This window comes from Mixta hanseatica (genome assembly GCF_023517775.1).
In the GTDB taxonomy this organism is placed as follows: domain Bacteria; phylum Pseudomonadota; class Gammaproteobacteria; order Enterobacterales; family Enterobacteriaceae; genus Mixta; species Mixta hanseatica.
Genome location: NZ_CP082904.1, coordinates 718,681 through 740,612, shown reverse-complemented (window position 1 = coordinate 740,612; position 21,932 = coordinate 718,681). Strand labels below are relative to the sequence as shown.

General features: G+C 55.4%; 21 protein-coding genes and 2 pseudogenes. 5 read left to right on the top strand and 18 right to left on the bottom strand.

From position 1 onward, the window contains the following. Positions 1 to 147: 147 nt before the first annotated feature. Positions 148 to 1,182, bottom strand: a complete 1,035-nt coding sequence (locus tag K6958_RS03515) for a hypothetical protein (protein WP_249893365.1) — start codon at positions 1,180 to 1,182, stop codon at positions 148 to 150. Positions 1,183 to 1,413: 231 nt separating this feature from the next. Between K6958_RS03515 and K6958_RS03510 the strand changes: the two genes are divergently transcribed. From K6958_RS03510 to treC, 4 genes are all read left to right on the top strand, one after another. Continuing rightward, entirely contained in the window at positions 1,414 to 1,719 is a 306-nt protein-coding gene (locus K6958_RS03510; RefSeq protein ID WP_249893364.1) for a hypothetical protein, read from the top strand. A gap of 46 nt (positions 1,720 to 1,765) precedes the next feature. Next, complete coding sequence (gene treR / locus K6958_RS03505) at positions 1,766 to 2,713, top strand: trehalose operon repressor TreR (protein ID WP_249893363.1); 948 nt, start codon at positions 1,766 to 1,768, stop codon at positions 2,711 to 2,713. A gap of 123 nt (positions 2,714 to 2,836) precedes the next feature. Beyond that, entirely contained in the window at positions 2,837 to 4,255 is a 1,419-nt protein-coding gene (gene treB / locus K6958_RS03500) for a PTS trehalose transporter subunit IIBC (RefSeq protein WP_249894588.1), read from the top strand. A 48-nt stretch (positions 4,256 to 4,303) separates the two neighbouring features. Beyond that, on the top strand, positions 4,304 to 5,980 hold the full coding sequence (gene treC / locus K6958_RS03495) for an alpha,alpha-phosphotrehalase (RefSeq protein WP_249893362.1): 1,677 nt from the start codon (positions 4,304 to 4,306) through the stop codon (positions 5,978 to 5,980). Between the two features lie 94 nt (positions 5,981 to 6,074). Here the strand turns inward: treC and K6958_RS03490 are convergent. The 4 genes and pseudogenes from K6958_RS03490 to K6958_RS21290 all read right to left on the bottom strand — a co-directional run. Further along, positions 6,075 to 6,341, bottom strand: a pseudogene (locus K6958_RS03490) (hypothetical protein); the annotation flags it as partial. Between the two features lie 174 nt (positions 6,342 to 6,515). Next, complete coding sequence (locus K6958_RS03485; RefSeq protein WP_249893361.1) at positions 6,516 to 6,848, bottom strand: hypothetical protein; 333 nt, start codon at positions 6,846 to 6,848, stop codon at positions 6,516 to 6,518. Between the two features lie 2 nt (positions 6,849 to 6,850). Continuing rightward, the gene (locus tag K6958_RS03480) at positions 6,851 to 7,225 is read right to left on the bottom strand and encodes an RHS repeat-associated core domain-containing protein (RefSeq protein ID WP_249893360.1); all 375 of its coding nucleotides are present in this window, start codon (positions 7,223 to 7,225) and stop codon (positions 6,851 to 6,853) included. Between the two features lie 253 nt (positions 7,226 to 7,478). Then, positions 7,479 to 7,580: pseudogene (locus K6958_RS21290) on the bottom strand (RHS repeat-associated core domain-containing protein); the annotation flags it as partial. A 118-nt stretch (positions 7,581 to 7,698) separates the two neighbouring features. On the opposite strand from K6958_RS21290, the gene K6958_RS03475 reads away from it, so the two are divergent. Further along, positions 7,699 to 7,857: a type I toxin-antitoxin system SymE family toxin gene (locus tag K6958_RS03475; RefSeq protein ID WP_249893359.1), complete on the top strand. Its 159-nt coding sequence runs from the start codon at positions 7,699 to 7,701 to the stop codon at positions 7,855 to 7,857. A 45-nt stretch (positions 7,858 to 7,902) separates the two neighbouring features. Here the strand turns inward: K6958_RS03475 and K6958_RS03470 are convergent. The 13 genes from K6958_RS03470 to tagH all read right to left on the bottom strand — a co-directional run bounded on the left by K6958_RS03470 (position 7,903) and on the right by tagH (position 21,838). Continuing rightward, positions 7,903 to 8,600, bottom strand: a protein-coding gene (locus tag K6958_RS03470) for an IS1-like element IS1A family transposase (RefSeq protein ID WP_103215986.1) whose coding sequence is annotated in 2 segments (ribosomal slippage) — positions 7,903 to 8,351 and positions 8,351 to 8,600 — 699 coding nt in all. Because the reading frame shifts where the segments join, the coding sequence is not laid out codon by codon here. A gap of 50 nt (positions 8,601 to 8,650) precedes the next feature. Beyond that, the gene (locus K6958_RS03465) at positions 8,651 to 10,105 is read right to left on the bottom strand and encodes a serine/threonine protein kinase (protein WP_249893358.1); all 1,455 of its coding nucleotides are present in this window, start codon (positions 10,103 to 10,105) and stop codon (positions 8,651 to 8,653) included. A 27-nt stretch (positions 10,106 to 10,132) separates the two neighbouring features. Further along, on the bottom strand, positions 10,133 to 12,745 hold the full coding sequence (tssH, locus tag K6958_RS03460) for a type VI secretion system ATPase TssH (RefSeq protein WP_249893357.1): 2,613 nt from the start codon (positions 12,743 to 12,745) through the stop codon (positions 10,133 to 10,135). A 245-nt stretch (positions 12,746 to 12,990) separates the two neighbouring features. Continuing rightward, positions 12,991 to 13,215, bottom strand: a complete 225-nt coding sequence (locus tag K6958_RS03455; RefSeq protein WP_249893356.1) for a hypothetical protein — start codon at positions 13,213 to 13,215, stop codon at positions 12,991 to 12,993. Between the two features lie 81 nt (positions 13,216 to 13,296). Then, positions 13,297 to 13,422 carry a DUF4225 domain-containing protein gene (locus tag K6958_RS03450; RefSeq protein ID WP_249893355.1) on the bottom strand — a complete coding sequence of 42 codons (126 nt, stop codon included), beginning with the start codon at positions 13,420 to 13,422 and terminating at the stop codon, positions 13,297 to 13,299. 5 nt (positions 13,423 to 13,427) lie between these two features. After that, positions 13,428 to 13,580 carry a hypothetical protein gene (locus tag K6958_RS03445; protein WP_249893354.1) on the bottom strand — a complete coding sequence of 51 codons (153 nt, stop codon included), beginning with the start codon at positions 13,578 to 13,580 and terminating at the stop codon, positions 13,428 to 13,430. Between the two features lie 184 nt (positions 13,581 to 13,764). Further along, entirely contained in the window at positions 13,765 to 14,790 is a 1,026-nt protein-coding gene (gene tssG / locus K6958_RS03440; RefSeq protein ID WP_249893353.1) for a type VI secretion system baseplate subunit TssG, read from the bottom strand. Then, entirely contained in the window at positions 14,787 to 16,661 is a 1,875-nt protein-coding gene (gene tssF, locus K6958_RS03435) for a type VI secretion system baseplate subunit TssF (RefSeq protein WP_249893352.1), read from the bottom strand. Before tssF ends, tssG begins: the two co-directional genes overlap by 4 nt. A 2-nt stretch (positions 16,662 to 16,663) precedes the next feature. Next, positions 16,664 to 17,233 (bottom strand): type VI secretion system baseplate subunit TssE, encoded by a 570-nt coding sequence (gene tssE, locus K6958_RS03430; protein ID WP_249893351.1) that lies wholly within the window; start codon positions 17,231 to 17,233, stop codon positions 16,664 to 16,666. Then, on the bottom strand, positions 17,226 to 18,056 hold the full coding sequence (locus K6958_RS03425) for a type VI secretion system accessory protein TagJ (RefSeq protein WP_249893350.1): 831 nt from the start codon (positions 18,054 to 18,056) through the stop codon (positions 17,226 to 17,228). The genes tssE and K6958_RS03425 overlap by 8 nt, the downstream gene beginning before the upstream one ends. Positions 18,057 to 18,075: 19 nt before the next feature. After that, on the bottom strand, positions 18,076 to 19,047 hold the full coding sequence (locus K6958_RS03420) for a hypothetical protein (RefSeq protein WP_249893349.1): 972 nt from the start codon (positions 19,045 to 19,047) through the stop codon (positions 18,076 to 18,078). A gap of 20 nt (positions 19,048 to 19,067) precedes the next feature. Then, positions 19,068 to 19,862, bottom strand: a complete 795-nt coding sequence (locus tag K6958_RS03415; RefSeq protein WP_249894587.1) for a PP2C family protein-serine/threonine phosphatase — start codon at positions 19,860 to 19,862, stop codon at positions 19,068 to 19,070. Beyond that, a complete protein-coding gene (gene tagH, locus K6958_RS03410) occupies positions 19,862 to 21,838 on the bottom strand; it encodes a type VI secretion system-associated FHA domain protein TagH (RefSeq protein WP_249893347.1) in 1,977 nt (658 codons plus the stop codon). Before tagH ends, K6958_RS03415 begins: the two co-directional genes overlap by 1 nt. Between the last annotated feature and the right edge of the window lie 94 nt (positions 21,839 to 21,932).

Genomic DNA, 21,932 nt, shown 5'->3' with positions numbered 1-21,932 from the left:
GCAAAAAGACATGATGGTCTACATTGGATCCAGCCCCGTGTAACAATGTTGAAAAGTCAGGCAATGAGGCCGCATAGCTTACCTTAAGTACATAAAAAAAGCAGGCCGAAATCGCGCGTTTTCCGCAGCGGCGCGCAAAGCGGTAATTTACTCCAGGGCATCCCGGTCAGCCTGCAAATTACTGAGCTGAATCAGCGTGACCAGGCCGTTGCTGATGCGTACTGAGAGCAGGTTATCGCCCTGCTGCCAGCTAAGCCAGCTTTCCCCGTTGCGCTCATCCGCTTCGCCGGGGCCGTACTTACGCTCAACCTCATCTATCGTCATGCCGACGTGCGCGCCGCGATGCGTCGCCAGCGAAGGGTTTAGCAGGGTGATCTCACTCAGATAGTTATCGTCAGGGCTGTGCTGTTTTTGCTGCCAGTTTTCATTGCTGGCCACCAGCGTTAGCGCATCGTAATGGTGCTGAGAATAACGGTAGGCGGCCTCCGGCTTATCTTCCTGCGGCTGCAGGCGCTCCGGCGGCAGGCTCATCATAATGTCTTCATTCCACACCTGCCCCAGCGTCAGGGGAACGCCATTGACCTGTACGGAAAAATCGTCTGCCGTCAGCGCCGCCGCCGCTGGTTGTTCACTGTTTTCCAGCGGATAAAAATCATCAGGCTCGACGCCGGCATCGGTTTGTAACGCTCCGTCCGCGCGGTTGGCTTTAATAAAAAAGAGGTGCGGCGAGGTTTCCGGATCGCCGCCGCAGGCCGGATGGTTACGATTTTCACGCACGTCTACCAGATAGTTTTCCGGGTCGTCGCTGTTATCGACAAAACTCATGCTCAGGCATTCCGTCGAGAGCGGCGTAAGCTGATGCTGACGGATCGCCTGCAGAGCCGCGCTGATAACCGCATCCTGCTTTACCTCTTCGCCCTCTGCGGACGCGGGCGGCGCTGCCGGTTCCGACGGCTGCGCCCCAGCGGATGAGGGTTTTATTTCTGTGACGGTCGGTTCTGATGGTGGTATTCCAGGCGCTGTTGGCTGTGCCTGCGCGTTAGCGGCGGTGGGCATCGTCGAAAACTGTTCGGCTGGCGGCGTCAGGATCGCCCCGTTAATATCCGGCAGATCGGCAGCCAGCGCATAGCCGCCTGTCACCGCCGTTGTTATCAGCAGACGTATTAAAAAAGAAACAAACATAGCTGTGCTCGTCAGAGTCAAGGCGCAAGCCGCGCAGAAAGAGGATTATCTTTGTTATCGGCCCGCCAGGAGCCAGCTGGAATTTAACACCGATGGGCAGGAAAGAGTCAAAGAAGATTGGCGCTATCAGGCGCTTTTTAGCTTAGTTGCCCGTCTTTCGCATAGATTCATTGTCCTCAGGGCAGGCATCCTCTATCTTGGTGAGTTAGTTCACTATCAGGAAGGCATCCCATGAACGACAAGAAAATGATTTCCATCGATCAGTTTAATGCGAATGAGCGAGCCGTTATAGATGAAACGTTCAGGGGACTGGTGCAGAAATATAAACTTCGTACCGGTAAGGAGCCAGACGGTAAAAAAGAGAAAGAATTTACCGCCGAAGCCAGACAAATGGTCATGACCATCAAGCAAAACAATGAGAAAGAAAAAGCGCTGGCGGCTAAAAAACCGGTGCGTAAAAAGAAACCTTCTTCGCTAGCCGAAAGTGAAGTGGCTGATTTCAGCTGGTCAGCCTCGATAAAGCGCGGCAAGCGATAACACCTTGGGTATTGATTGTTTATGGTTGTGATACAGGGAAAAGAGTATGCAGAACCGCCTTACCATTAAAGATATCGCACGCTTAAGCGGCGTGGGTAAATCGACCGTGTCGCGGGTACTGAACAACGAAAGCGGCGTTAGCGAACGTACGCGCGAACGCGTGGCCGCCGTAATGAATCAACACGGTTTTGCGCCTTCCCGTTCTGCGCGCGCTATGCGCGGTCAAAGTGATAAGGTGGTGGCGATTATTGTAACTCGCCTTGACTCCCTGTCAGAGAACCTCGCCGTTCAGACCATGCTGCCCACCTTTTATGAGCAGGGTTACGATCCGATCATGATGGAGAGCCAGTTCTCGCCGCAGCTGGTGGCTGAACATCTGGGGATGCTGCAACGCCGTAATATTGATGGCGTGGTGCTGTTTGGTTTTACCGGCATTGAGGAAGAAACGCTGGCGCCGTGGCGATCTTCCCTTGTGCTGCTGGCGCGCGATGCCGCCGGCTTCGCTTCCGTCTGTTACGACGAAGAAGGCGCGATCGTTACCCTGATGCAGCGCCTGTTTGAGCGCGGGCATCGACATATCAGCTACCTCGGCGTACCGCATAGCGATGTTACCTCCGGTCAGCGCCGTCACGACGCCTATCTGGCGTTTTGCCGCCAGCATCAGCTCTCTGCCGTGGCCGCACTGCCCGGCTTGAGTATGAAGCAAGGCTATGAACAGGTCGCCAGTGTCCTGACTTCGCAAACCACGGCGCTGCTCTGCGCTACGGATACGTTAGCGCTGGGAGCAAGTAAGTACTTACAGGAGCAGCGCATTGAGGGCTTACAGCTGGCCAGCGTGGGCAATACACCGCTGATGAAGTTTCTGCATCCCGAAATTATTAGCGTCGATCCGGGCTATGCCGAATCAGGCCGACAGGCGGCCATGCAGCTAATAGCGCAGATCAACGGCCGTAGCGATCCGCGTCAAATCGTCATCCCTGCTCCTCTCTCCTGACCACTCAGAGCTGAATTATTGTGATCATCAACTGATTTCGGGAACGTTCCCGTTCTTCCCGCTGCGCTTAAAGAGTAGGCTTGTGTGCAGGTCATTCCCTCCCCGCAGCCATGAGGCTTCATGATGAGCAAAGTAAAACAATCTGATATCGACCAGCTGATCGTGCTGGTTGGCGGGCGCGATAATATCGCTACCGTCAGCCATTGCATTACCCGTTTACGCTTTGTGTTAAACGATCCCGCCAAAGCCAGCCCCAAAGCCATTGAAGAACTTTCGATGGTAAAAGGCTGCTTCACCAATGCCGGGCAGTTTCAGGTGGTGATCGGCACCGACGTTGGCGATTACTACAAGGCATTACTGGCTACTACCGGTCATTCTCGGGCGGATAAAGAACAAGCGAAAAAAGCGGCGCGCCAGAACATGAAATGCCATGAACAGCTGATTTCCCATTTCGCTGAGATTTTCTTCCCGCTACTGCCGGCGCTGATCAGCGGAGGCTTGATTCTTGGCTTTCGTAACGTTATTGGCGATGTGCCACTCAGCGATGGCAAAACGCTGGCCCAGCTCTATCCGGCGCTGCAGAGTATCTATGATTTCCTGTGGTTAATTGGCGAAGCAATTTTCTTCTACCTGCCGGTAGGCGTTTGCTGGTCAGCAGTACGTAAAATGGGCGGCACGCCTGTGCTGGGTATCGTCCTTGGCATCACGCTAGTCTCGCCACAATTAATGAACGCTTACTTACTGGGCCAGCAGGTACCGGAAGTATGGAATTTCGGCCTGTTTACCATTGCCAAAGTAGGCTATCAGGCGCAGGTGATCCCGGCCTTACTGGCAGGCCTGACACTGGGCTTTATTGAGATCCAGTTAAAACGCATCGTGCCGAGCTATCTCTATCTGGTGGTAGTACCGGTCTGTTCGCTGATCCTCGCGGTGTTTCTCGCTCACGCCTTTATTGGCCCGTTGGGACGTATGATTGGCGACGGCGTTGCCTTTGCGGTACGTCACCTGATGACTGGCAGCTTCGCACCGATTGGTGCCGCGCTGTTTGGTTTCTTCTATGCGCCGCTGGTGATCACCGGCGTGCATCAGACCACGCTTGCCATTGATATGCAGATGATCCAGAGCCTGGGCGGTACACCTCTTTGGCCAGTGATTGCGCTATCGAATATCGCCCAGGCCTCGGCGGTCACCGGCATTATTATTGTCAGCCGCAAGCATAACGAACGTGAGATCTCGGTGCCGGCGGCGATTTCAGCCTACCTCGGCGTGACCGAACCGGCGATGTACGGCATCAATCTGAAATACCGCTTTCCTATGCTGTGCGCGATGATCGGCTCGGGACTGGCAGGGCTGTTGTGCGGGCTGAACGGCGTAGTAGCGAACGGCATCGGCGTCGGCGGCTTACCGGGCATTCTTTCTATCCAGCCCACTTTCTGGCAGGTGTTCTCTATGGCAATGGCGGTGGCGATTGTTATTCCGATGGCGCTGACCACGGTGATTTATCAGCGTAAGTTCCATCAGGGCACGTTACAGATTGTGTGACTTTTTCAGGGCGCAGTTGCGCCCTCTTTGCATTTGCAGGAATCAATTATGAGTACAGTTCCACACTGGTGGCAGAACGGCGTTATCTACCAAATTTATCCCAAAAGCTTTCAGGACACGACCGGTCGCGGCACCGGCGATCTGCGCGGCATCATTTCACGTCTCGATTATCTGCAAACGCTGGGGATAGATGCCATCTGGCTGACGCCGTTCTATATCTCCCCACAGGTGGATAACGGCTACGATGTGGCGAACTATACCGCCATCGACCCGGCCTACGGCACGCAGAACGATTTCGAAGAGCTGGTGGAACAGGCGCATGCGCGCAACATGCGTATCGTGCTGGATATGGTGTTTAACCACACCTCCACCCAGCATGCCTGGTTTCGGGAAGCGCTAAATAAGGAAAGCCCGTACCGTGATTTCTATATCTGGCGTGACGGCACGCCACAGAGGCTGCCGAATAACTGGCAATCTAAATTTGGCGGCAACGCCTGGCGCTGGCACGCTGAAAGCGGGCAATACTATTTGCATCTGTTTGCGCCGGAGCAGGCGGATCTTAACTGGGAAAATCCTGAGGTACGCCGCGAGCTGAAAAAAGTCTGTGAGTTCTGGGCCGATCGGGGCGTGGATGGTCTGCGCCTCGACGTGATTAACCTGATCTCTAAAGATCAGGACTTCCCCAGCGATATGCACGGTGATGGTCGCCGTTTCTATACTGACGGGCCGCGCATACATGAGTATTTGCAGGAGATGAGCCGCGACGTCTTTACTCCGCGCGGCCTGATGACCGTGGGCGAGATGTCTTCCACATCGTTAGCGAACTGCCAACAATACGCCGCACTGGATGGGCGCGAGCTGTCGATGACCTTTAACTTTCATCATCTGAAGGTGGATTACCCCGGCGGCGAGAAGTGGACGCTGGCAAAACCTGACTACATTGCGCTGAAGGCGCTGTTCCGTCACTGGCAAAATGGCATGCACAACGTGGCATGGAATGCGCTGTTCTGGTGTAACCACGATCAGCCGCGCATCGTATCGCGTTTTGGCGATGAGGGAGCATATCGGGTTCCGGCGGCCAAGATGCTGGCGATGGTGCTGCACGGCATGCAGGGCACGCCGTACATCTATCAGGGCGAAGAGCTCGGTATGACCAACCCGCATTTCAACCGCATTACCGATTATCGTGATGTGGAAAGCCACAACATGTTTGCCGCTCTGCGAGCGCAAGGACGGGATGCCGACGAGCTGCTGGCGATTCTGGCCAGCAAGTCGCGTGATAACAGCCGCACGCCGATGCAGTGGGATGCCTCGCCTAACGCTGGCTTTACCGATGGCGAGCCGTGGATTGGGCTGGCCGATAACGCGACGGAAATTAATGTTGAAGCCGCGCTTAATGATCCGGACTCGGTATTTTATACCTATCAGCAGCTGATCGCCTTACGCAAAACCCTGCCGGTATTAACCTGGGGCGATTATCAGGATCTGTTACCAGACCATCCAGCCGTATGGTGCTATCGTCGTCAGTGGCAAGGGAAAACGCTGCTGGTGGTAGCGAATCTAAGCCGCGAGTGCCAGCCGTGGCAGTGGGATAACGCTGACGATGAGTGGCAAATGCTGATGAGCAACTATGCCGAAACCGCCGCTAGCCCTAACGCCATGACGCTGCGCCCGTTCGAAGCGGTCTGGTGGCATTGCCACGCTGATGAAAACAGGCTGCGGTAAGTGGATGAGTCAGGCAGTGGAGATCGTAGAGAAAACAGGCAAGGAAGCCGTTCCATACGAAGCGTGTGGTCACTGCTTTTCCCTGCGGCTGCCCGTTCAGCAGCCGGTTGCCGTCCCAGATAAAGTGCGTCACGCCAGAGGCGTCCTGCTTCCAGCTGCGCCGTCCGAATGCATCGTAGCCGTAGCGGGTTCGCTGTTCCGTACCGTTGCGCCGGGTCACCGCCGCTTCCAGCTGATGCTCCGCGTTCCAGCGGAAACGCTGCACGGTATGGTGGCCGGCGCGTTTCTCCGTGACGTTGCCGTGCGCGTCATAGTCCCAGCGGCAGTCACCAAGTATTCGCAGACGGTTATCTGTCAGCGGCGGCGCATTCTTCTGAGCCAGTCGGCATAACGTGAGATACACCTGCAATGCGGCGATAACAGCACATTAATGCTCAATAATTTCGGTAACAGACATTTTTTATCGGAAAAGCTTTGCTGAGCTTTAACAGACCCATCCTAACATTGCGGATAAGGTGATCTTTCCGAATTTTCACTAACTATTTAACCGAAATAAGAGGTAATCGTATAATTTTCCTGCTATAAATTCAGCATGTTCACTTTTCACTATTAAATTAAAGAAATAATATTGATCATATAAACCCGTAATCATAGGATCGGAGAACATAAAAAATTCCACATAAGCAGAATATAATTTATTGATATAATTGGATATTTCCTCAAAATCAAGTTGGTAGTTTGTTATATCATAGAAAACATTAATACATTCATTGCTAACTCTATTTAGCTCTATAAAAGGAGCATGAATTTTCTCACATTGTTTCCAATGGTCATCCTTCCCTTTATCATTTTTATAAATAAATTTCATAGTTAATCTTTTATTTTAAAATGAGTGACATGGGTCATCTTACCCGCTTTATCTATTTTTTCCATGTAGTGAACATTTACGACATTAATTTTTTGTTCCACTTTTGACCAACCCTTTTCTTTAAAATGAGGGTCACCAATTTGATCAGGCTTAATTATTTCTATTCCATTCTCTGGATGTTTCTTTACATGATCCATTGCGAATTCTTCATTTTTATTTCTTACTTTAGTTCTTCCTGTTGACTTTGATTTTACTTTTTTAGGTTTTCGTGAAAACGAACACTTACGTAACCCCAGCGGATTAGGCGCATACTGGTACAGGTTTATCCCGCCCTGCAGCCCGATCGGATCATAGGGACGATCCTGATGCAGTCGCACTTTTTAGCGCACTTTTAGCCCCGGGCACGCTACCGCCATGCTGTGACGTCCCTGTCTGCCTGCCTCGCATCATAGCAGCGGCGACAGCCGCTGCCATTAGTCGTTTGCTGTTGAACCGGGGTTTATCGCGGTGGGAGCCGCACGGGGCGGAGATGGCGAGATAGTGATCGAGACGGGGATTGATGTCTGATCGTTGCACTAAACAGCAGGTAAAAAATAGCCGGAAGGATCGTCGCGATCGTTTCCGGCTTAGATCAATCCAATTCAGCGGATCAGGCGCATACTGGTACAGGTTTATCCCGCCGGCCAGCCCTATCGGCTCAGGTCGCACGATCTAACCTGAGTTTGGATCGTACCGTCAGTTTTGTATATAAATTACAATAAACATTGCTTCATAGTTCATATGACTACCGCTACACTATGATAGATTCACCTATCTGAATATTTTATAATCTAATCATTAGGTTAAGAATATGATATCCAAACCCCAGCGCCATCTTAAGATCGGCTACCGGTCAAAGCAGGGCGATACTAGTACGCCAGCACTCAAGCTGAAGGAGGCCGGATTCAGCACCGGCATCACGGTGAAAATTTCAGAAGAGTGCCTGACGCTTATCGTCGACAGCAGATAAAAAAATAAGCGAGGAAGATCTGGATTTTTCGGTAATGACTCCAACTTATTGATAGTGTTTTATGTTCAGATAATGCCCGATGACTTTGTCATGCAGCTCCACCGATTTTGAGAACGACAGCGACTTCCGTCCCAGCCGTGCCAGGTGCTGCCTCAGATTCAGGTTATGCCGCTCAATTCGCTGCGTATATCGCTTGCTGATTACGTGCAGCTTTCCCTTCAGGCGGGATTCATACAGCGGCCAGCCATCCGTCATCCATATCACCACGTCAAAGGGTGACAGCAGGCTCATAAGACGCCCCAGCGTCGCCATAGTGCGTTCACCGAATACGTGCGCAACAACCGTCTTCCGGAGCCTGTCATACGCGTAAAACAGCCAGCGCTGGCGCGATTTAGCCCCGACATAGCCCCACTGTTCGTCCATTTCCGCGCAGACGATGACGTCACTGCCCGGCTGTATGCGCGAGGTTACCGACTGCGGCCTGAGTTTTTTAAGTGACGTAAAATCGTGTTGAGGCCAACGCCCATAATGCGGGCAGTTGCCCGGCATCCAACGCCATTCATGGCCATATCAATGATTTTCTGGTGCGTACCGGGTTGAGAAGCGGTGTAAGTGAACTGCAGTTGCCATGTTTTACGGCAGTGAGAGCAGAGATAGCGCTGATGTCCGGCGGTGCTTTTGCCGTTACGCACCACCCCGTCAGTAGCTGAACAGGAGGGACAGCTGATAGAAACAGAAGCCACTGGAGCACCTCAAAAACACCATCATACACTAAATCAGTAAGTTGGCAGCATCACCAGCTTTGCGGATTAATCAACCAGACGCCGGCGCGATCGACTTTTATTTTCTGCTCGCGCGATGTTCCCTGATTGGTCACGGTAAACCTGTATTCACCCGGCGGCAGCTGTAGCGAGGCAAAACCGCTAGGCGATGGCACCAGCGCCTGCTGATTGCCGTTTAACGCGACATCATCGCCCAGCCGCAGTTTGATATAAATCTGCGCGATCGGTTCCGGCGGCGGCGCTTCCGGCTGCTCAGCAGACTGCGGCTTGCTGGCCGCTGACGTTTGCGTTGCCGCGCTGTTAGCAGCAGTTTGCAGCGGCGCGCTCGCGGCGGCTGGCGCCTGCTCGCTCTGCGACTGTACGGCAGCGGTGTCTGGCGTAGCATCGCCGTTACCGGCAAGCATAGCGCCGACGGCAATACCCACCAGCACGCCCGCAGCAGCTAACCCCGGCCACATATAGCGCTTCAGCGGCGATACGGTCGCCGGCGCTTCCGCTTCCGGCTCAACCGGCACCAGCATGGTGCCCGGCCCTTCGATATTTACGTTGAGAATATCGTTCAGATCGGAAACTGACAGTTCCATAAGCGCGGCGAAGGCATCGATCGACTGCGGACGATCTTCCGGCTTCAGCGACAGCGCTTTATCGATAGCGTGCAGCAGCGGCAGCGAGAAACCGGCCGGGCGCTGTTCCGCCAGCGGCTGATAGTTATCCTCAATGCTGCGCACCACGCTCACTGGCGGCGGCGCGCCGGTAATCAGAGTATGTAGTACCGCGCCCAGCGCATAGATATCCGTCCAGGGGCCCTGCTCGCTTTCATTGTTGTCGCTGTACTGCTCAATCGGCGCAAAGCCGGGACGCAGCATGGTTTCGGTCTCGTCAGAGAGATTGCCGATGGTCTGACGCGCCGAACCGAAGTCGAGCAGAACCGGCATCATATTTTCCTGGATCTGAATGTTATCCAGTGAAATATCGCGATGCAGATAGCCTTCCTGATGAATGGTGTTGATGGCGCCGAACAGCGGCGGCAGCAAGCGACGAATCCAGGTTTCATTCACCAGATCGGGGCGCTCGGCGGCCAGGCGCGACAGCGTGGTGCCGCTGTAAAATACCGTTCCCATATAGGCGGTATCGTTCTGCACCCAGAAACGCAACACGTGCAGCAGGTTCGGATGGTTAAAACGCGCCAGCAGCCGGGCTTCCTGAATAAAGCTGTTCAGACCGGCATGAAACGTTTTGCTAAAGCGTTCGCTGCGCAATACCAGGTTGAGATCGTCGCTGCGTACCGCCAGCGAAGCAGGCATAAACTCTTTGATTGCGATAGTGCGCTCAAGCTGGTGATCCCAGGCTCGATAAACGATGCCGAAACCGCCGCCGCCAATTACTTCCCTTATTTCAAACTCATTAAAACGGTACCCAATCGGCAATGCGTTGGGCACCGTCCGGTTGTTATCGTGTTCTGCCATGATGGACAACTCTCTGATAGCTAAAGCTTACGCCTCAAACTGACACTGAAACTCACCCAGGTCAAAACTGACGCGCAGGTGACGGTAGCGCTGATCATGCGCGCTGGCCGTGAGCAGTATCTGGCTCATTTGCGGCAGCAGCGTATTGGTCAGGATGGCATCGACCATGCGTCCGCCCGATTCCACTTCGGTGCAACGCTGGACAATCTGGCCGATCACGCTCTCATCGATTTGCGAGATGATCCCGTGATTTTCTTCAAGACGACGCTGGATGCGTTTTAGCTGCAGGCGAACAATCTCGGCCAGCATTGTATCGCTTAACGGATAGTAAGGCACAACCAGCAAACGACCAAGCAGAGCCGGTGGAAAGACTTCCAGCAGCGGTGCGCGCAGCGCGGTGGAAAGCGCTTCCGGCTCTGGCATCAGCTCGGGATCGGCGCACATAGCGCTAATTAGCTGGGTGCCGACGTTAGAGGTCAGAATAATGATGGTATTGCGGAAATCGATATGACGCCCTTCGCCATCCTCCATCCAGCCTTTATCAAACACCTGGAAAAAGATCTCATGCACATCCGGATGCGCTTTTTCAATTTCATCCAACAGCACCACGCTGTAAGGACGCCGCCTTACCGCTTCCGTTAACACGCCGCCTTCACCGTAGCCGACATAGCCCGGAGGCGCGCCTTTCAGTGTGGAGACAGTATGCGCTTCCTGGAACTCGCTCATATTGATGGTGATGATGTTCTGCTCGCCGCCGTACAGGGATTCAGCCAGCGCCAGCGCGGTTTCGGTTTTCCCCACGCCGGAAGGGCCGCATAGTATAAATACGCCGACCGGCTTATTCGGATCGTCCAGCCGCGCACGCGAGGTGCGGACGCGTTTAGCGATCAGCTCCAGGCCGTGATGCTGTCCAATCACGCGCTCGCTGAGCGTATCGGCCAGATTCAGCACCGCGTCGATCTCATTTTTCACCATCCGTCCCAGCGGGATGCCGGTCCAGTCGGAAACCACCGCCGCCACTACGTTGGCATCAACCGCCGCGAATAGCAGAGGCGCGTCGCCCTGCAGCGCGCTGAGCGCCTGTTGTTGCTCCGCCAGCTGCTGTTGCAGCGCCGCAACATCGTCCACCTGCTCGCCGTACAGCTGCGCGCGTAGAGCGATAATCGTTTCCACCCGTTCACGCTCCTGCTGCCAGCGCGCCGTCAGCGCATCGCGTTCCTGATTCAGCGTCTCCAGCTCTGCGTCCAGCTGCGCGATCCGCTCGCTAGCGCCGGATGAAAGCCGTGCTTCACGCTCGGCAATTTCGCGCTCAATTTCCAGCGCGGCGATACGGTGCAGACAATCTTCCAGCTGCGGCGGCTGCGCGCCCTGGCTGACGGCTACGCGAGCGCAGGCGGTATCCAGCAGCGCCACTGCCTTATCCGGCAGCTGACGCGCCGGGATATAGCGATGAGAAAGCTTCACCGCCGCGCTGACCGCCTCATCCAGCAATAACACATGATGATGTTTTTCCAGCATGCTGACGGTGCTGCGCAGCATCAGCAGCGCTTTTTCTTCGTCAGGCTCATGCACCTGCACCGTCTGGAAACGACGGGTCAGCGCCGGATCTTTCTCAATATATTTTTTGTATTCTGCCCAGGTGGTCGCGCCGATAGTACGCAGTTGACCGCGCGCCAGCGCCGGTTTTAACAGGTTGGCGGCATCGCCAGTGCCCTGCTGCCCACCAGCGCCCACCAGCGTATGAATTTCGTCAATAAACAACACAATCGGCGTTGGGCTGGACTGCACTTCATTAATCAGCGCCTGCAGACGCGCCTCAAATTCGCCTTTCATACCGGCCCCCGCCTGCAGCATGCCCATATCCAGCAGCCAAAGCTGAACATCACGCAGTGGCGGCGGCACGTCACCTGCGGCAATACGCAACGCCAGCCCTTCTACCACCGCTGTTTTACCCACGCCCGCTTCGCCGGTCAGTAACGGATTGTTTTGCCGACGGCGCATCAGAATATCCACCATCTGACGGATCTCTTCATCGCGACCGGCGACCGGATCGATTTTGCCTTCGCGCGCTCGCGCCGTCAGATCCTGGGCATACTGCGCCAGCGTGCCTTGCTGCTGTGGCGCAGCCAGCGTCGCTTCCGGCTGCGCGGCGGTCTGCTGCGCCTCTTTACTGTTAGCGAAAATAGCGTCGAACTGGTCCATCAGCAGATCGGCGCTCAGGCGGCTGAACTGCGGCGAAATGCTTTTCAGCACGTTGGCGAGGTTAAAGGTTTTTAGCATGCCGATCAGCAAGTGACCGCCGCGAATCCGGCTTACGCCGAATTTCAGCGAGCCGTAAACCCAGGCGCGTTCGACGGCGCTGTCGATATGCTCTGAGAGATCAGAAACCGCACTGGCTCCGCGCGGCAGGCGATCCAACGCGGCGACGATATCGCGTGTTAACGCCTCTTCATCAAGGGAGAAATAGCGGATCAGCTGCTGCAGATCGCCATCCTGATGCTGCATCAGCTGATGCAGCCAGTGAACCAGTTCAACATAGGGGTTGCCGCGCAGCTTACAAAAGGCCGTCGCGCTCTCCAGCGAAGTAAATAATAGCGTGTCCAGTTTGCCGAACAGTACGGCGCGGCTGATTTCTGACATGATGATCTCTGACGGATAAGTTAAGTGTGGAAAAAGGCTTGATTTGAAATTAACGAATTAAATAATGTTTCAGTCTACTTTTTAATTGGCATGATGATATTGATGATATCCATAGCAGCGTATTAATTAAGGGCGAACTCAACCATCATCTCCTTTATTTTTATGCTCTTTTACGGGCAACATAAGCCCATAAACTATCGCAAAAAAAAGTGCGCTTAGCCTCCACCAAAATGGATCTCTTGGCATTAAACCAAAAAAGAAAAAACGGCATCCATGCCATAACAAAATATAATATATTGTAAAGCGCCAGCAACTAACACGCCGATAAACACCAGAACAACGAGTACCGTATTTAACCCGACCTGCTTTTTTTTCAAAAAAAAGAAAATTACGGCTAATACAGTAGATAAAATTATATGCAGCCAGTTAAGCCATATTCCTGGCTGTGTAAGCGATACCTCATTATACATTATTCATCACCGCCATGCTGCTGAATATAGATGCCAGCTAATGTTGCACCATCAACATAAGCTTCAGTAAATAACGCTGTTTTACCCATGCGCTATCAACGGTGCCCCATAAGCTGCACATGCCATTCCCAGAGTAGCCTTACAAATGCCAAACCCCGCAAAAACCTGCAAACCTCCGCCAATAAAACCTGCCTGTTTCAGTATCAAATTAGTTATGGCATATTTGTTCTCTTTTTTATTGCAGCATAATACATCACTTTTTCATTCATTAGGCGGAAGTGCTGCTCTTCAAGAAAACGCTTTTCTTGTTTAAGAATACCTAATGCTCCAGCAGCGGCAAGACACCCTGACCGCACTTCATGCAATAAATAATCCGTTAAATTCCTTATTTAATTAAGGAAGGCTTGCCTTGCACCGTCCATAGAGAAATATGACAAGCTTAATTGGTAAGCATACTCTTTTAGATCAGAACATGCCTTTTCCACTAAGGTTATTTCTTTTCGCATTATTCGAATTCCTTTTCAGTTAGTTTACTTTGTACTTATATCCTTACCCCTCCGGGCTAAAGGTTAAATCGCCGCGCGGCTGGGGAATCGGCTGTTTACCGAGCCAGGCGCTGTAACCGAGACGTCCTTCGCTGCCGAGTATCGTGCCCGGCACCTCATCGCTTGCCAGCAGCAGACGAACCTCCCAGACATATTCAATGCCCAGATACTGGCGTACCCAGTCGCGCAACTCTTCCGCATGCCTCTCGCCGGGTAAGAACTGCTGATAACGCGCCAGCGTGAGCGGGCCGATTTCGATACGCAGCTTATGCTGCACATCACGCACCGCCACGCCTAAAAAAGAGGACTCGCCCAGCCGCGACATCTGACGCCCAGCGCCAAGGCGGGCGCGCTCGCGTTTATCCAGCGCCAGCCACTGCGGCAGATTTTGTTCGATGCGCACCGGCACACCAAAGTAATGCCGCAAAATTTTTTCCAGCCCTTCCGCATCACGCGTGTGGCGGCTAAGGTGGCCCGCCAGCATCAGGCGGGCATGCTCACTCAGGCTGCCCTGCTTGCGCTGCGCGGGCTGTCCCATCCCGATCAGACTGGCCAGATAACAGTCAAAACGCTGTCCGTCGGGACGATCGAGCGATACCGTGGGCTGCGCATCGGCCCAGGCGCGATAAAACAGCAGCGTCAGACGGTGATGAAACAGATCGGCAAAGGCGGTCAGGCTGGGATCCTGATGATGATGCAGCCGCTCACGCGCATGCTCCGTCATGTGGATCGGCAAGGGACCGTTAGGTCCGAACAGACCAAAGCTCAGAATCGACACATCAAGCAGTTCGCTATCTTTACGTGCGCTAACCGCTGAAAGCGTGGAAGGCGCAAAGGCCAGCGAAGGAGACTGACCGATACGCAGCGGCTCATGACGCGGCAGCGGCGCGCGTCCCAGCGGATATTTTTCACCGCCCTGCGCATCGATGCGCCGCAGCATCTGAAACAGGTCGTAGCGCCACGGCGCCTGCATCAGCCCGTGCCAAAAACCTTCCGGCAGGCGTTGTAAGATACGCACCGGCTGTTTCATATCAATGCCCTTTTGCCCATGCGCGGCGGCCAGTACCCCACCTCGCCGCGCTGTTGGCTGTTCAGGGTCATTTCGGTAAAACTATTGCTGGCGACCAGGCGTGAAAAAAGCCGCTCCAGCACGCTGCCGAACAGCCATGGGCTGCTGCCGGAAAACGCCTGCTCATCGACCGTCAGTTCAATGCCGATGCCGCGCGCAAAAACAATCGGCCCCGGTTCCGGCACCCGCCGATTCACCGGCCGCAGCTGACAATGACGAATCCCTTCGATCTGGCGCGCCACCGGCGCTTCCGCCAGGTTGGCATACAGCGCCAGCATCTGTCGCAGCGCGGCCGCCCCTTCGCCATCATCGCTGTCCATCAGGCTGAGATAGTTCATCTGCAAATGGCTGATGAGGCGCCAGGCCGCCAGCCCTTCCGCCAGCGGCTCACGCGGCGGCGTCGGCCCTTTGCGCATAGTTAACCCGGCGGCAGGCACCGAATCAGGCAACTTAAAACCCTGCTGATCCTGTTGCAGCAGCATCAGCGGCAAATCACGGCTGGTGCACAGCACCTCGGCAGTGACGTAGCGCAGATCGTCACGCCAGGGCGTGTGCTGTTCATCCACCAGCGAGAGGAAAACCTCTGAGCCGACATAGCCGGTACGCGCGCCGTAACGCTGTGCATGTTCGGATAAGGTGCGCTGTTCGCGGCGCAGGGAAAAGTAGGCGCCGTAGTCGCCGCTGTCGTGGCTGTAGGTACTCCAGAAGGGACGAAAAACTTGCTCTTCACGCTGTCCTTCCAGCGTGCCGTACAGTTTCTGCACTGAGTAAACTTCATAATCCAGCGGACGAATATTATCCACCACCAGATGGTATTCATGGCTGCTTTCGCTCAGCTTTTGCCGCTCGGCCACGCGCGGGAACAGGTTAATGACCGGCGTGCAGTGCAGCGCCAGATGACTGCTGTCGACCACGCGCTCCAGCGCGGCGTCCGCTTTATCCAGCAGCAGTACAATATCAAATTCACGCTCGCCGTTAGCCTGCGCCAGCAGCGGGCGCAGCTGGCTGATGCTGATAAACTGGAAGCGTGCCGGGAAGGCAAAGTATTCCTGCAACAGGCGATAACCGTCAAAATTGCGCAGGTCGTCCGGCAGCAGCGCCTGATCCGACGCGAACCCCTCCTGGGTTAAGGCATCCTCTTGCAGTACATGACGAAATGGCGTTTTGCCGGTGGTCTGACAGAAGATACCGACCGTATGCTGCATCAACAATTCCAGCAGCTTTAGCGCCTCAATATCAGGGCCGCTGAGGAAAAATTCCAGCCGGTCGAAATCCATATGATCGAGCGTGGTGGTGCTTTCACAGCTCAGGCGAATACGCAGCGCGCTGACCGCGCCGCGCTGGCTCAGCCCCATTTGCCCCAGCGGAATATCCGCCGGCACGCCGCCCAACTCCACCTGCCTGATATTCAGCGGCAGCAGCGTCACGTCATGGGCCGTGGTGTAGCTACAGGTGACACCGTTTTTCTTCAGCAGCTGGCTGTCCATCATGGTGCCGCGCGGCACCAGGAAGCCGCGGTTAATATCGCCTTTTTTGCTGTCAGGATGCAGCTCGGCGATCGCCATTGACGGCGTAGGCGCCAGATAGCCGGGGGCAATCATCTCCAGTAAACGCTGCGAAAAGCGCGGGAACTCCGCATCCATTTTGAGTTGCACGCGCGAAGTCAGAAAGGCGAAGCCCTCCATCATGCGCTCAACGTAGGGATCGGCGACATCGATGCCGCGCATGCCCAGACGTCCGGCCACTTTTGGATAACGCTCCGCAAACTCCGCGCCCATTTCACGCAGGTACGCCAGTTCACGGTTGTAGTATTCGAGCAGTTTACTGTCCATGCTTAACCTACATCTTTTAGCTCAAAATAGCCGTTTTCCAGATCCACATCGGTGCGGAACAGAAATTCCAGCGGATAAGGCACGCACCACAGGCGTCCTTTGATTTCAATCGACAACACGTTATGCAGATTGAGCGAGCGGGTATTGGAGATACAGCTTACCTGCAGGCCCTGCGGCAAAATGCGCGGCTCAAAGTTAATGATCGCTTCGGTCAGCTTGCGCTGTATATCGTGCCATTCAATATCGGACATCCGCTGCCCGGCCAGCGGCGAGACGCCAAAATTCAACACCGAGCGGCGAACCTGACTAAAAGGCGTCAGGTCATGCTGGGCTTCGTTATTAATGGTATTGAACAGCCATTGCAGGTCGCGCAGCACGTGCCGTCTTAAGGTGCTGTGAGAGATCAACCGCTGGTTAGCCGTTTCCTGGCTTTTACCCGGCTCGTTATCCATCAGGCGATCCAGCAATGAAGGCTGAAGCTTATCGCGCACGTTCAGGTTCGATTGATCCTTACGGAAGCGATAGCCGCTGTGCAGCAGCTCAGCGCCGTCGGCGGAACGCGAGTTACTCATCGGCCAGATCGCTGGCAACGAAGGTCAGCGTCTCCAGCGTCAGCAGGGAAAACTCAGCGCTGTCGTTCAGCCACACCTTCTGGCCGTGGCCGATATAGTGCTGCTGCGCCTCATCCAGCGGCTGCCATTCGGTCAGACGCGCCAGGCGCAGATCGTCCTGCGCATCGGGCGCAAACGGATAACGCACCGGCACCTGACAGACCTGCTCAGAGCCATCCACCAGCCGCACCAGCGTATGACGCCAAACCAGATCGGTCACGCTGGCGGGCGCCTGAAAGCGCATCTCGGCAATGGCGCTAAACGGCACCCAGAAATAGTTGCCGTTCACCAGCAGCTCGCACACCGGGCCGAGTCGGCTGTCGCCATCAATCAGCCAGGCGAAAGGCTGCGCCTGCTCGCTGTCCTGCACCAGCGCGCTGCCGGGGTTCAGCGCGGCGGCTTCCAGCGCGGCATTGCGTAGGTCATCCGCCTGCGCCCGCTCGCCCTGTAACTCCGCACGCAGCGCGGCAAACAGGGTTTCTGCCCAGCCATAAGCGTTGCCCGGCAGACGCGGCCGATCCTGCCCGGTAAACACCGCCGCACGCTGCAGTTCTCCCCTGATCGCCTGCTCCAGCAGCATAACGGTCGGCTGCGCCTGCGGTTTTAACGCCGCCCAGGATTTCAGCTGAGTTTGCGCCCGCGTCCAGTTGCCCGTCAGGCAAAGCAGCTGAACGAAAGCCGCACGCAGATCGGCATCGGCCGGGGCCGCTTTGATTTGCGCTTCAACGCGCGCCAGCGCGTCATCCAGCGCGCCGCCCGCCAGCAGTTGTTGTAAAGAGTGCATAGCGCTTCCTTTTTGCGAGTTATTTGATGGTGCGCCAGGCGCCTGCCGCCGGATCTTTCAGCTGCGGGTGCAGCGCGTCTACCAGCTGAATAGTTAACGACGCATCGCTGAGATAAGGCGCCCAGACTTTACGGACTTCGCTCAGGCGCGCCTTTAATGCGCTTTCATCACCGGCTTCTGCCTGGCTCATCTGTACCGCTACGATGCCGCTGGCCTGCCAGCCGTTAAAGTCGTTCGACCACGGCAGGATCAGCCAGCTCTGAGGAGAGCGTTCATCTGCCAGCACCATGCGTTCGTTATTGACGGTGGTCATTTGCAGGCCGCGCTTGTCGCTTTTCGCTGTCAGGCCCAGAACCGGGAAACCCTGCAAAAAGGTGACGGCGATATTTTTCGCGGCGCCATGACCGACGCGCGTCATCTGCGCCTGCCCACTCAGCCAGCCATCTTGCGCGCATTTCACGCCCTCTTTCGTTGGGACAAACAGCGCGCTGGTGCGATCGCTGTCGTTCCACCAGGTGCGGAAATGACAGCCATCAAGCAGACTGAACTGCAGCCACGGCGTGGTATCCGCCGGAGGAGAGAGAGACTCCGGGGCAGGCGCCGTTGCCGCCGCACTCTCTGTAGCAGCCGGTTCCGGCGGCGTGATGTTAACTTTCCAGTTACTCGCCTTTTCAGCGCTGCCTTTTGCCAGCGGGGTTCCGTTAACATCTTCCATATGCCAGTTAAGCGTGGTCAGTTTGGTGCACTGTTTGTTTTGTATCAGCGTGCCGACCTGCGGCAGAAACTCTTCCAGCACCGCTGGCGTTTTATCGCCTTTGGCGACGATACGCAGCGATAGCTGACGCGCGCACCAGTCGGTGGGCTCCTGGCTTTTGACGTTATCGATCCATACGTCCAGTTTTTTAGAACGTGAAGAGGCAAGATTGTAATTATCCGCCCAGGCACTGAAGGCGATCAGCAGCGTTAACGCGCCGGTTAACCAGTATTTCATATCGTTCCCTTGAGAATGAGTTAATCGCGAAGCGGAATGAACTGCGCCGCTTCAGAAAGAGAATGCAGCAGTGTGGTATCCTGCGGCGAACCGACCCACACCGCCATGGCGCTGTAATTGTCCTGTTCGCCCTCTGACTGCTCTTCGCTGTTTTTCAGCGCCTGGTGCATCAGCGTCAGCCACTCTTCCGGCGTGTTGACCATATGCAACGCCTGCTGCATCTGCTGCTGCGATACGCCATGCCAGAAACCATCCGTACACAGCAGAAACGCATCGCCATCTTCAATCGGCACCACATCGCTGTAGCTGGCATCGCGCCCTTCGTCGCCCATGCCCAGCGCAAAATAGAGCAGGTTACTGTTGATGCCTTCCGTCTGGTGACCGGCATCTTTCATCTGCTGGATCAGGCTGTGGTCGGTGGTGACGTGATAGAGATAGCCGCGTCGGAACAGATAGAGGCGGCTATCGCCCGCGTGCGCCCAGTAAGCCAGCTGATAATCACGATCGATGAACAAACTGACTAACGTCGTGCCCATTCGGCTGTAGTCGCGCTCGGTTTTTTGCTGCTGGCGGATCGCCCGGTTAGCATTATTAATGTACTGGCGAATTTGCTGCGCATTCAGATGCGCGGCGCCGTCGAACTGGTCGATAATGGTGTTGCGCGCCAGACTGGCGGCCAACTCGCCGCCGGGAAAACCGGCGACGCCGTCACAGACCACAAAGCAGGCGGAACGCTCTCCTACGATGTCGCCCGTCTGATCCTGATTGCTCGCGCGAGCGCCCTGATTCGACATTGAGGCAATGGTGATATTCATCATTCGTCCGAGGCGGTCTGTGAGTCTTTATACTGGTTAACTTCCATATCGTAAGCGTGCAGGAAGGCTTCGCCGAACAGCGTATGGAAGTCATCTTCAATTTCACCGGCCGTTTCGTTATAGCGGCGGTTAAAGTGTTCCCACAGCGCCGCTTTACGGCTGCCGGGCAGCGAAAGACGCGAGGTGACGCCTTCCTGACGCGCTTCCTCTTCCAGCTGCTGCGGATTAAAGGATTGCAGCATCGCAGCGATAATCGCGCGGATCCCAGCAATCATTCCCAACTGATGCGCCTGCAAATCGACCAGCGCATCGCGCACTGCCTGCTTCGGCGGCATAAAGCCTGGCATGCGGCTGCCGAACATCTGCATCAACACGGTTTTACCGGACGGCAGCAGTTTGAACGGGTTATTGGCGTCATCCAGAATAACAGTCATATCCGCTTTTACGCCGCGTTTCAGAATGGATCGCGACGACAGCAGCGCAACCGTGCCCTGCGAGAACATGCCAAGCATCTGCCCCAGCTGTTGCATATTTTCCCGATCGAAATGCGGCGTCGGCTGCATATCATTCAGGCCCATGCCATCCAGCAGCGCCTGTAGCAACTCGCCCTGCAACGCTTCCCCGCCGGATGAAGCGTTAGATTGTTGGCTACTGCTATTGCTGGCGACCGGATCAATACGTAAGCGTCCTTTCGGCGGCGGCGTCACGCTGCGCTGAACCGCCTGCGGCGTAGGTAAGGTGATGCCGCCGTAATCCGGTACGTTCGGCTGCGGCGGCGCCTGATCAAACAGCGGTGAAGATTCAATGCTATTTGGCTTATCCGCTGGCAGATCGGCGAAAAGCGGTGAAGCGCTGAGGGCATCATCGTCAGCTTTTACTGCATCGTTAAAATCGGCATCGCGCGCGGCAGGCGGCTCATCAGCCAACAGCGGCGAAACGCTAAAATCATTCTGCGGCGCGTCAGGTTTAGCCGCGGCAGGCGGCTCATTAGCAAACAACGGGGATCGACTAAGATCGTCCGCATTACCAAACAGATCCTGCTTATTAGAGGATGCCGGCGGCGTTTCAGACGAAGCCTTCTGCTGTGCGGCGGATGGTTCATTGTCCAGATGCGCCAGCGGCACGGCGCCGCTCATCATCAGGCCCAGCGGATCGTCGCTGTTAAGCTGCGCAGGCGTTGATTTGCCGCCGCCAAACAGCGCCAGCGGATCAAGCTCATCGGCTTTCGCTGGCGGCTGTAGCGCTTTTTCCACCGAGGGCTGCACCAGAGTGGTTGGCGTGTGGTCATTAAAGATGCTGTCTGATTTAAACAGTTCATCCTGACTGAACAGCGCCTCAGGCGCCTGGCTGCGGCGATCAAGGTTCAGCGGCTCGCTGGTTTTAAACTGCGCCAGCGGATCTTCCGGGTTGCGGTTTTCCGTTGGCTCAGCGGCAAGCGGATCGGAAGCGATCGCTGGCGCGGCTGGCTTGATCCGGCTGGTGGAGATGCTGTCAGCAATAGAAAACTCTTTTGCCAGGCTATCCCAGATTTCGCTGGGGATCGCCGCCGTGCCTTCTGCCGCTTTTGCCGGTTGAGCGGGCTGGGCAGGCTGGATCACCGGCGCGGGCTGTACCGGACGCGCAACCGGCGCGACGGCCTGCGGCACAGGTTGAGCTGCGGCATTCAGATCGTTAACCAGCAGACGATACTCATCAATACCCAGGATATCGCCATCCTGTAGCTCAACCTGACGGCCCCGCTCCAGCGGAATATCATTCAGTTCAACGCGCGTCACGTTGCCACGGTTGGTGATACGGCATTCGCCATCAGCGGTAATATGCACAATCGCCTGCAGGCGAGAGATGGTGCGGTCATTATCGGGCAGCACCAGATTGTTATCGACGCCGCGGCCGATAGTGCCGCCGGGCGGTAAAAAGTCACAGCTGCTCTGCGGCGGCTGATGTCCCGGTTTATTCGTTATAATCGTAAAGCGCATAACGGTTTCCTGCGTTTGAGATATTCGGCATACAAACCGCGCGGGTCTCGGTGAAACCGGCGGGGTTTATACGAAGAAGTTAAATAAGCAATAA

Coding starts and splice junctions, on each gene's coding strand:
- tssF (WP_249893352.1), bottom strand. CDS start 16,661: ATGGACAGTAAACTGCTCGAATACTACAACCGTGAACTGGCGTACCTG.
- K6958_RS03515 (WP_249893365.1), bottom strand. CDS start 1,182: ATGTTTGTTTCTTTTTTAATACGTCTGCTGATAACAACGGCGGTGACA.
- tssH (WP_249893357.1), bottom strand. CDS start 12,745: ATGTCAGAAATCAGCCGCGCCGTACTGTTCGGCAAACTGGACACGCTA.
- K6958_RS03510 (WP_249893364.1), top strand. CDS start 1,414: ATGAACGACAAGAAAATGATTTCCATCGATCAGTTTAATGCGAATGAG.
- K6958_RS03425 (WP_249893350.1), bottom strand. CDS start 18,056: ATGCACTCTTTACAACAACTGCTGGCGGGCGGCGCGCTGGATGACGCG.
- K6958_RS03415 (WP_249894587.1), bottom strand. CDS start 19,862: ATGAATATCACCATTGCCTCAATGTCGAATCAGGGCGCTCGCGCGAGC.
- treB (WP_249894588.1), top strand. CDS start 2,837: ATGAGCAAAGTAAAACAATCTGATATCGACCAGCTGATCGTGCTGGTT.
- K6958_RS03420 (WP_249893349.1), bottom strand. CDS start 19,047: ATGAAATACTGGTTAACCGGCGCGTTAACGCTGCTGATCGCCTTCAGT.
- treC (WP_249893362.1), top strand. CDS start 4,304: ATGAGTACAGTTCCACACTGGTGGCAGAACGGCGTTATCTACCAAATT.
- K6958_RS03465 (WP_249893358.1), bottom strand. CDS start 10,105: ATGGCAGAACACGATAACAACCGGACGGTGCCCAACGCATTGCCGATT.
- tagH (WP_249893347.1), bottom strand. CDS start 21,838: ATGCGCTTTACGATTATAACGAATAAACCGGGACATCAGCCGCCGCAG.
- treR (WP_249893363.1), top strand. CDS start 1,766: ATGCAGAACCGCCTTACCATTAAAGATATCGCACGCTTAAGCGGCGTG.
- tssG (WP_249893353.1), bottom strand. CDS start 14,790: ATGAAACAGCCGGTGCGTATCTTACAACGCCTGCCGGAAGGTTTTTGG.
- tssE (WP_249893351.1), bottom strand. CDS start 17,233: ATGAGTAACTCGCGTTCCGCCGACGGCGCTGAGCTGCTGCACAGCGGC.
- K6958_RS03485 (WP_249893361.1), bottom strand. CDS start 6,848: ATGAAATTTATTTATAAAAATGATAAAGGGAAGGATGACCATTGGAAA.
- K6958_RS03475 (WP_249893359.1), top strand. CDS start 7,699: ATGATATCCAAACCCCAGCGCCATCTTAAGATCGGCTACCGGTCAAAG.
- K6958_RS03455 (WP_249893356.1), bottom strand. CDS start 13,215: ATGTATAATGAGGTATCGCTTACACAGCCAGGAATATGGCTTAACTGG.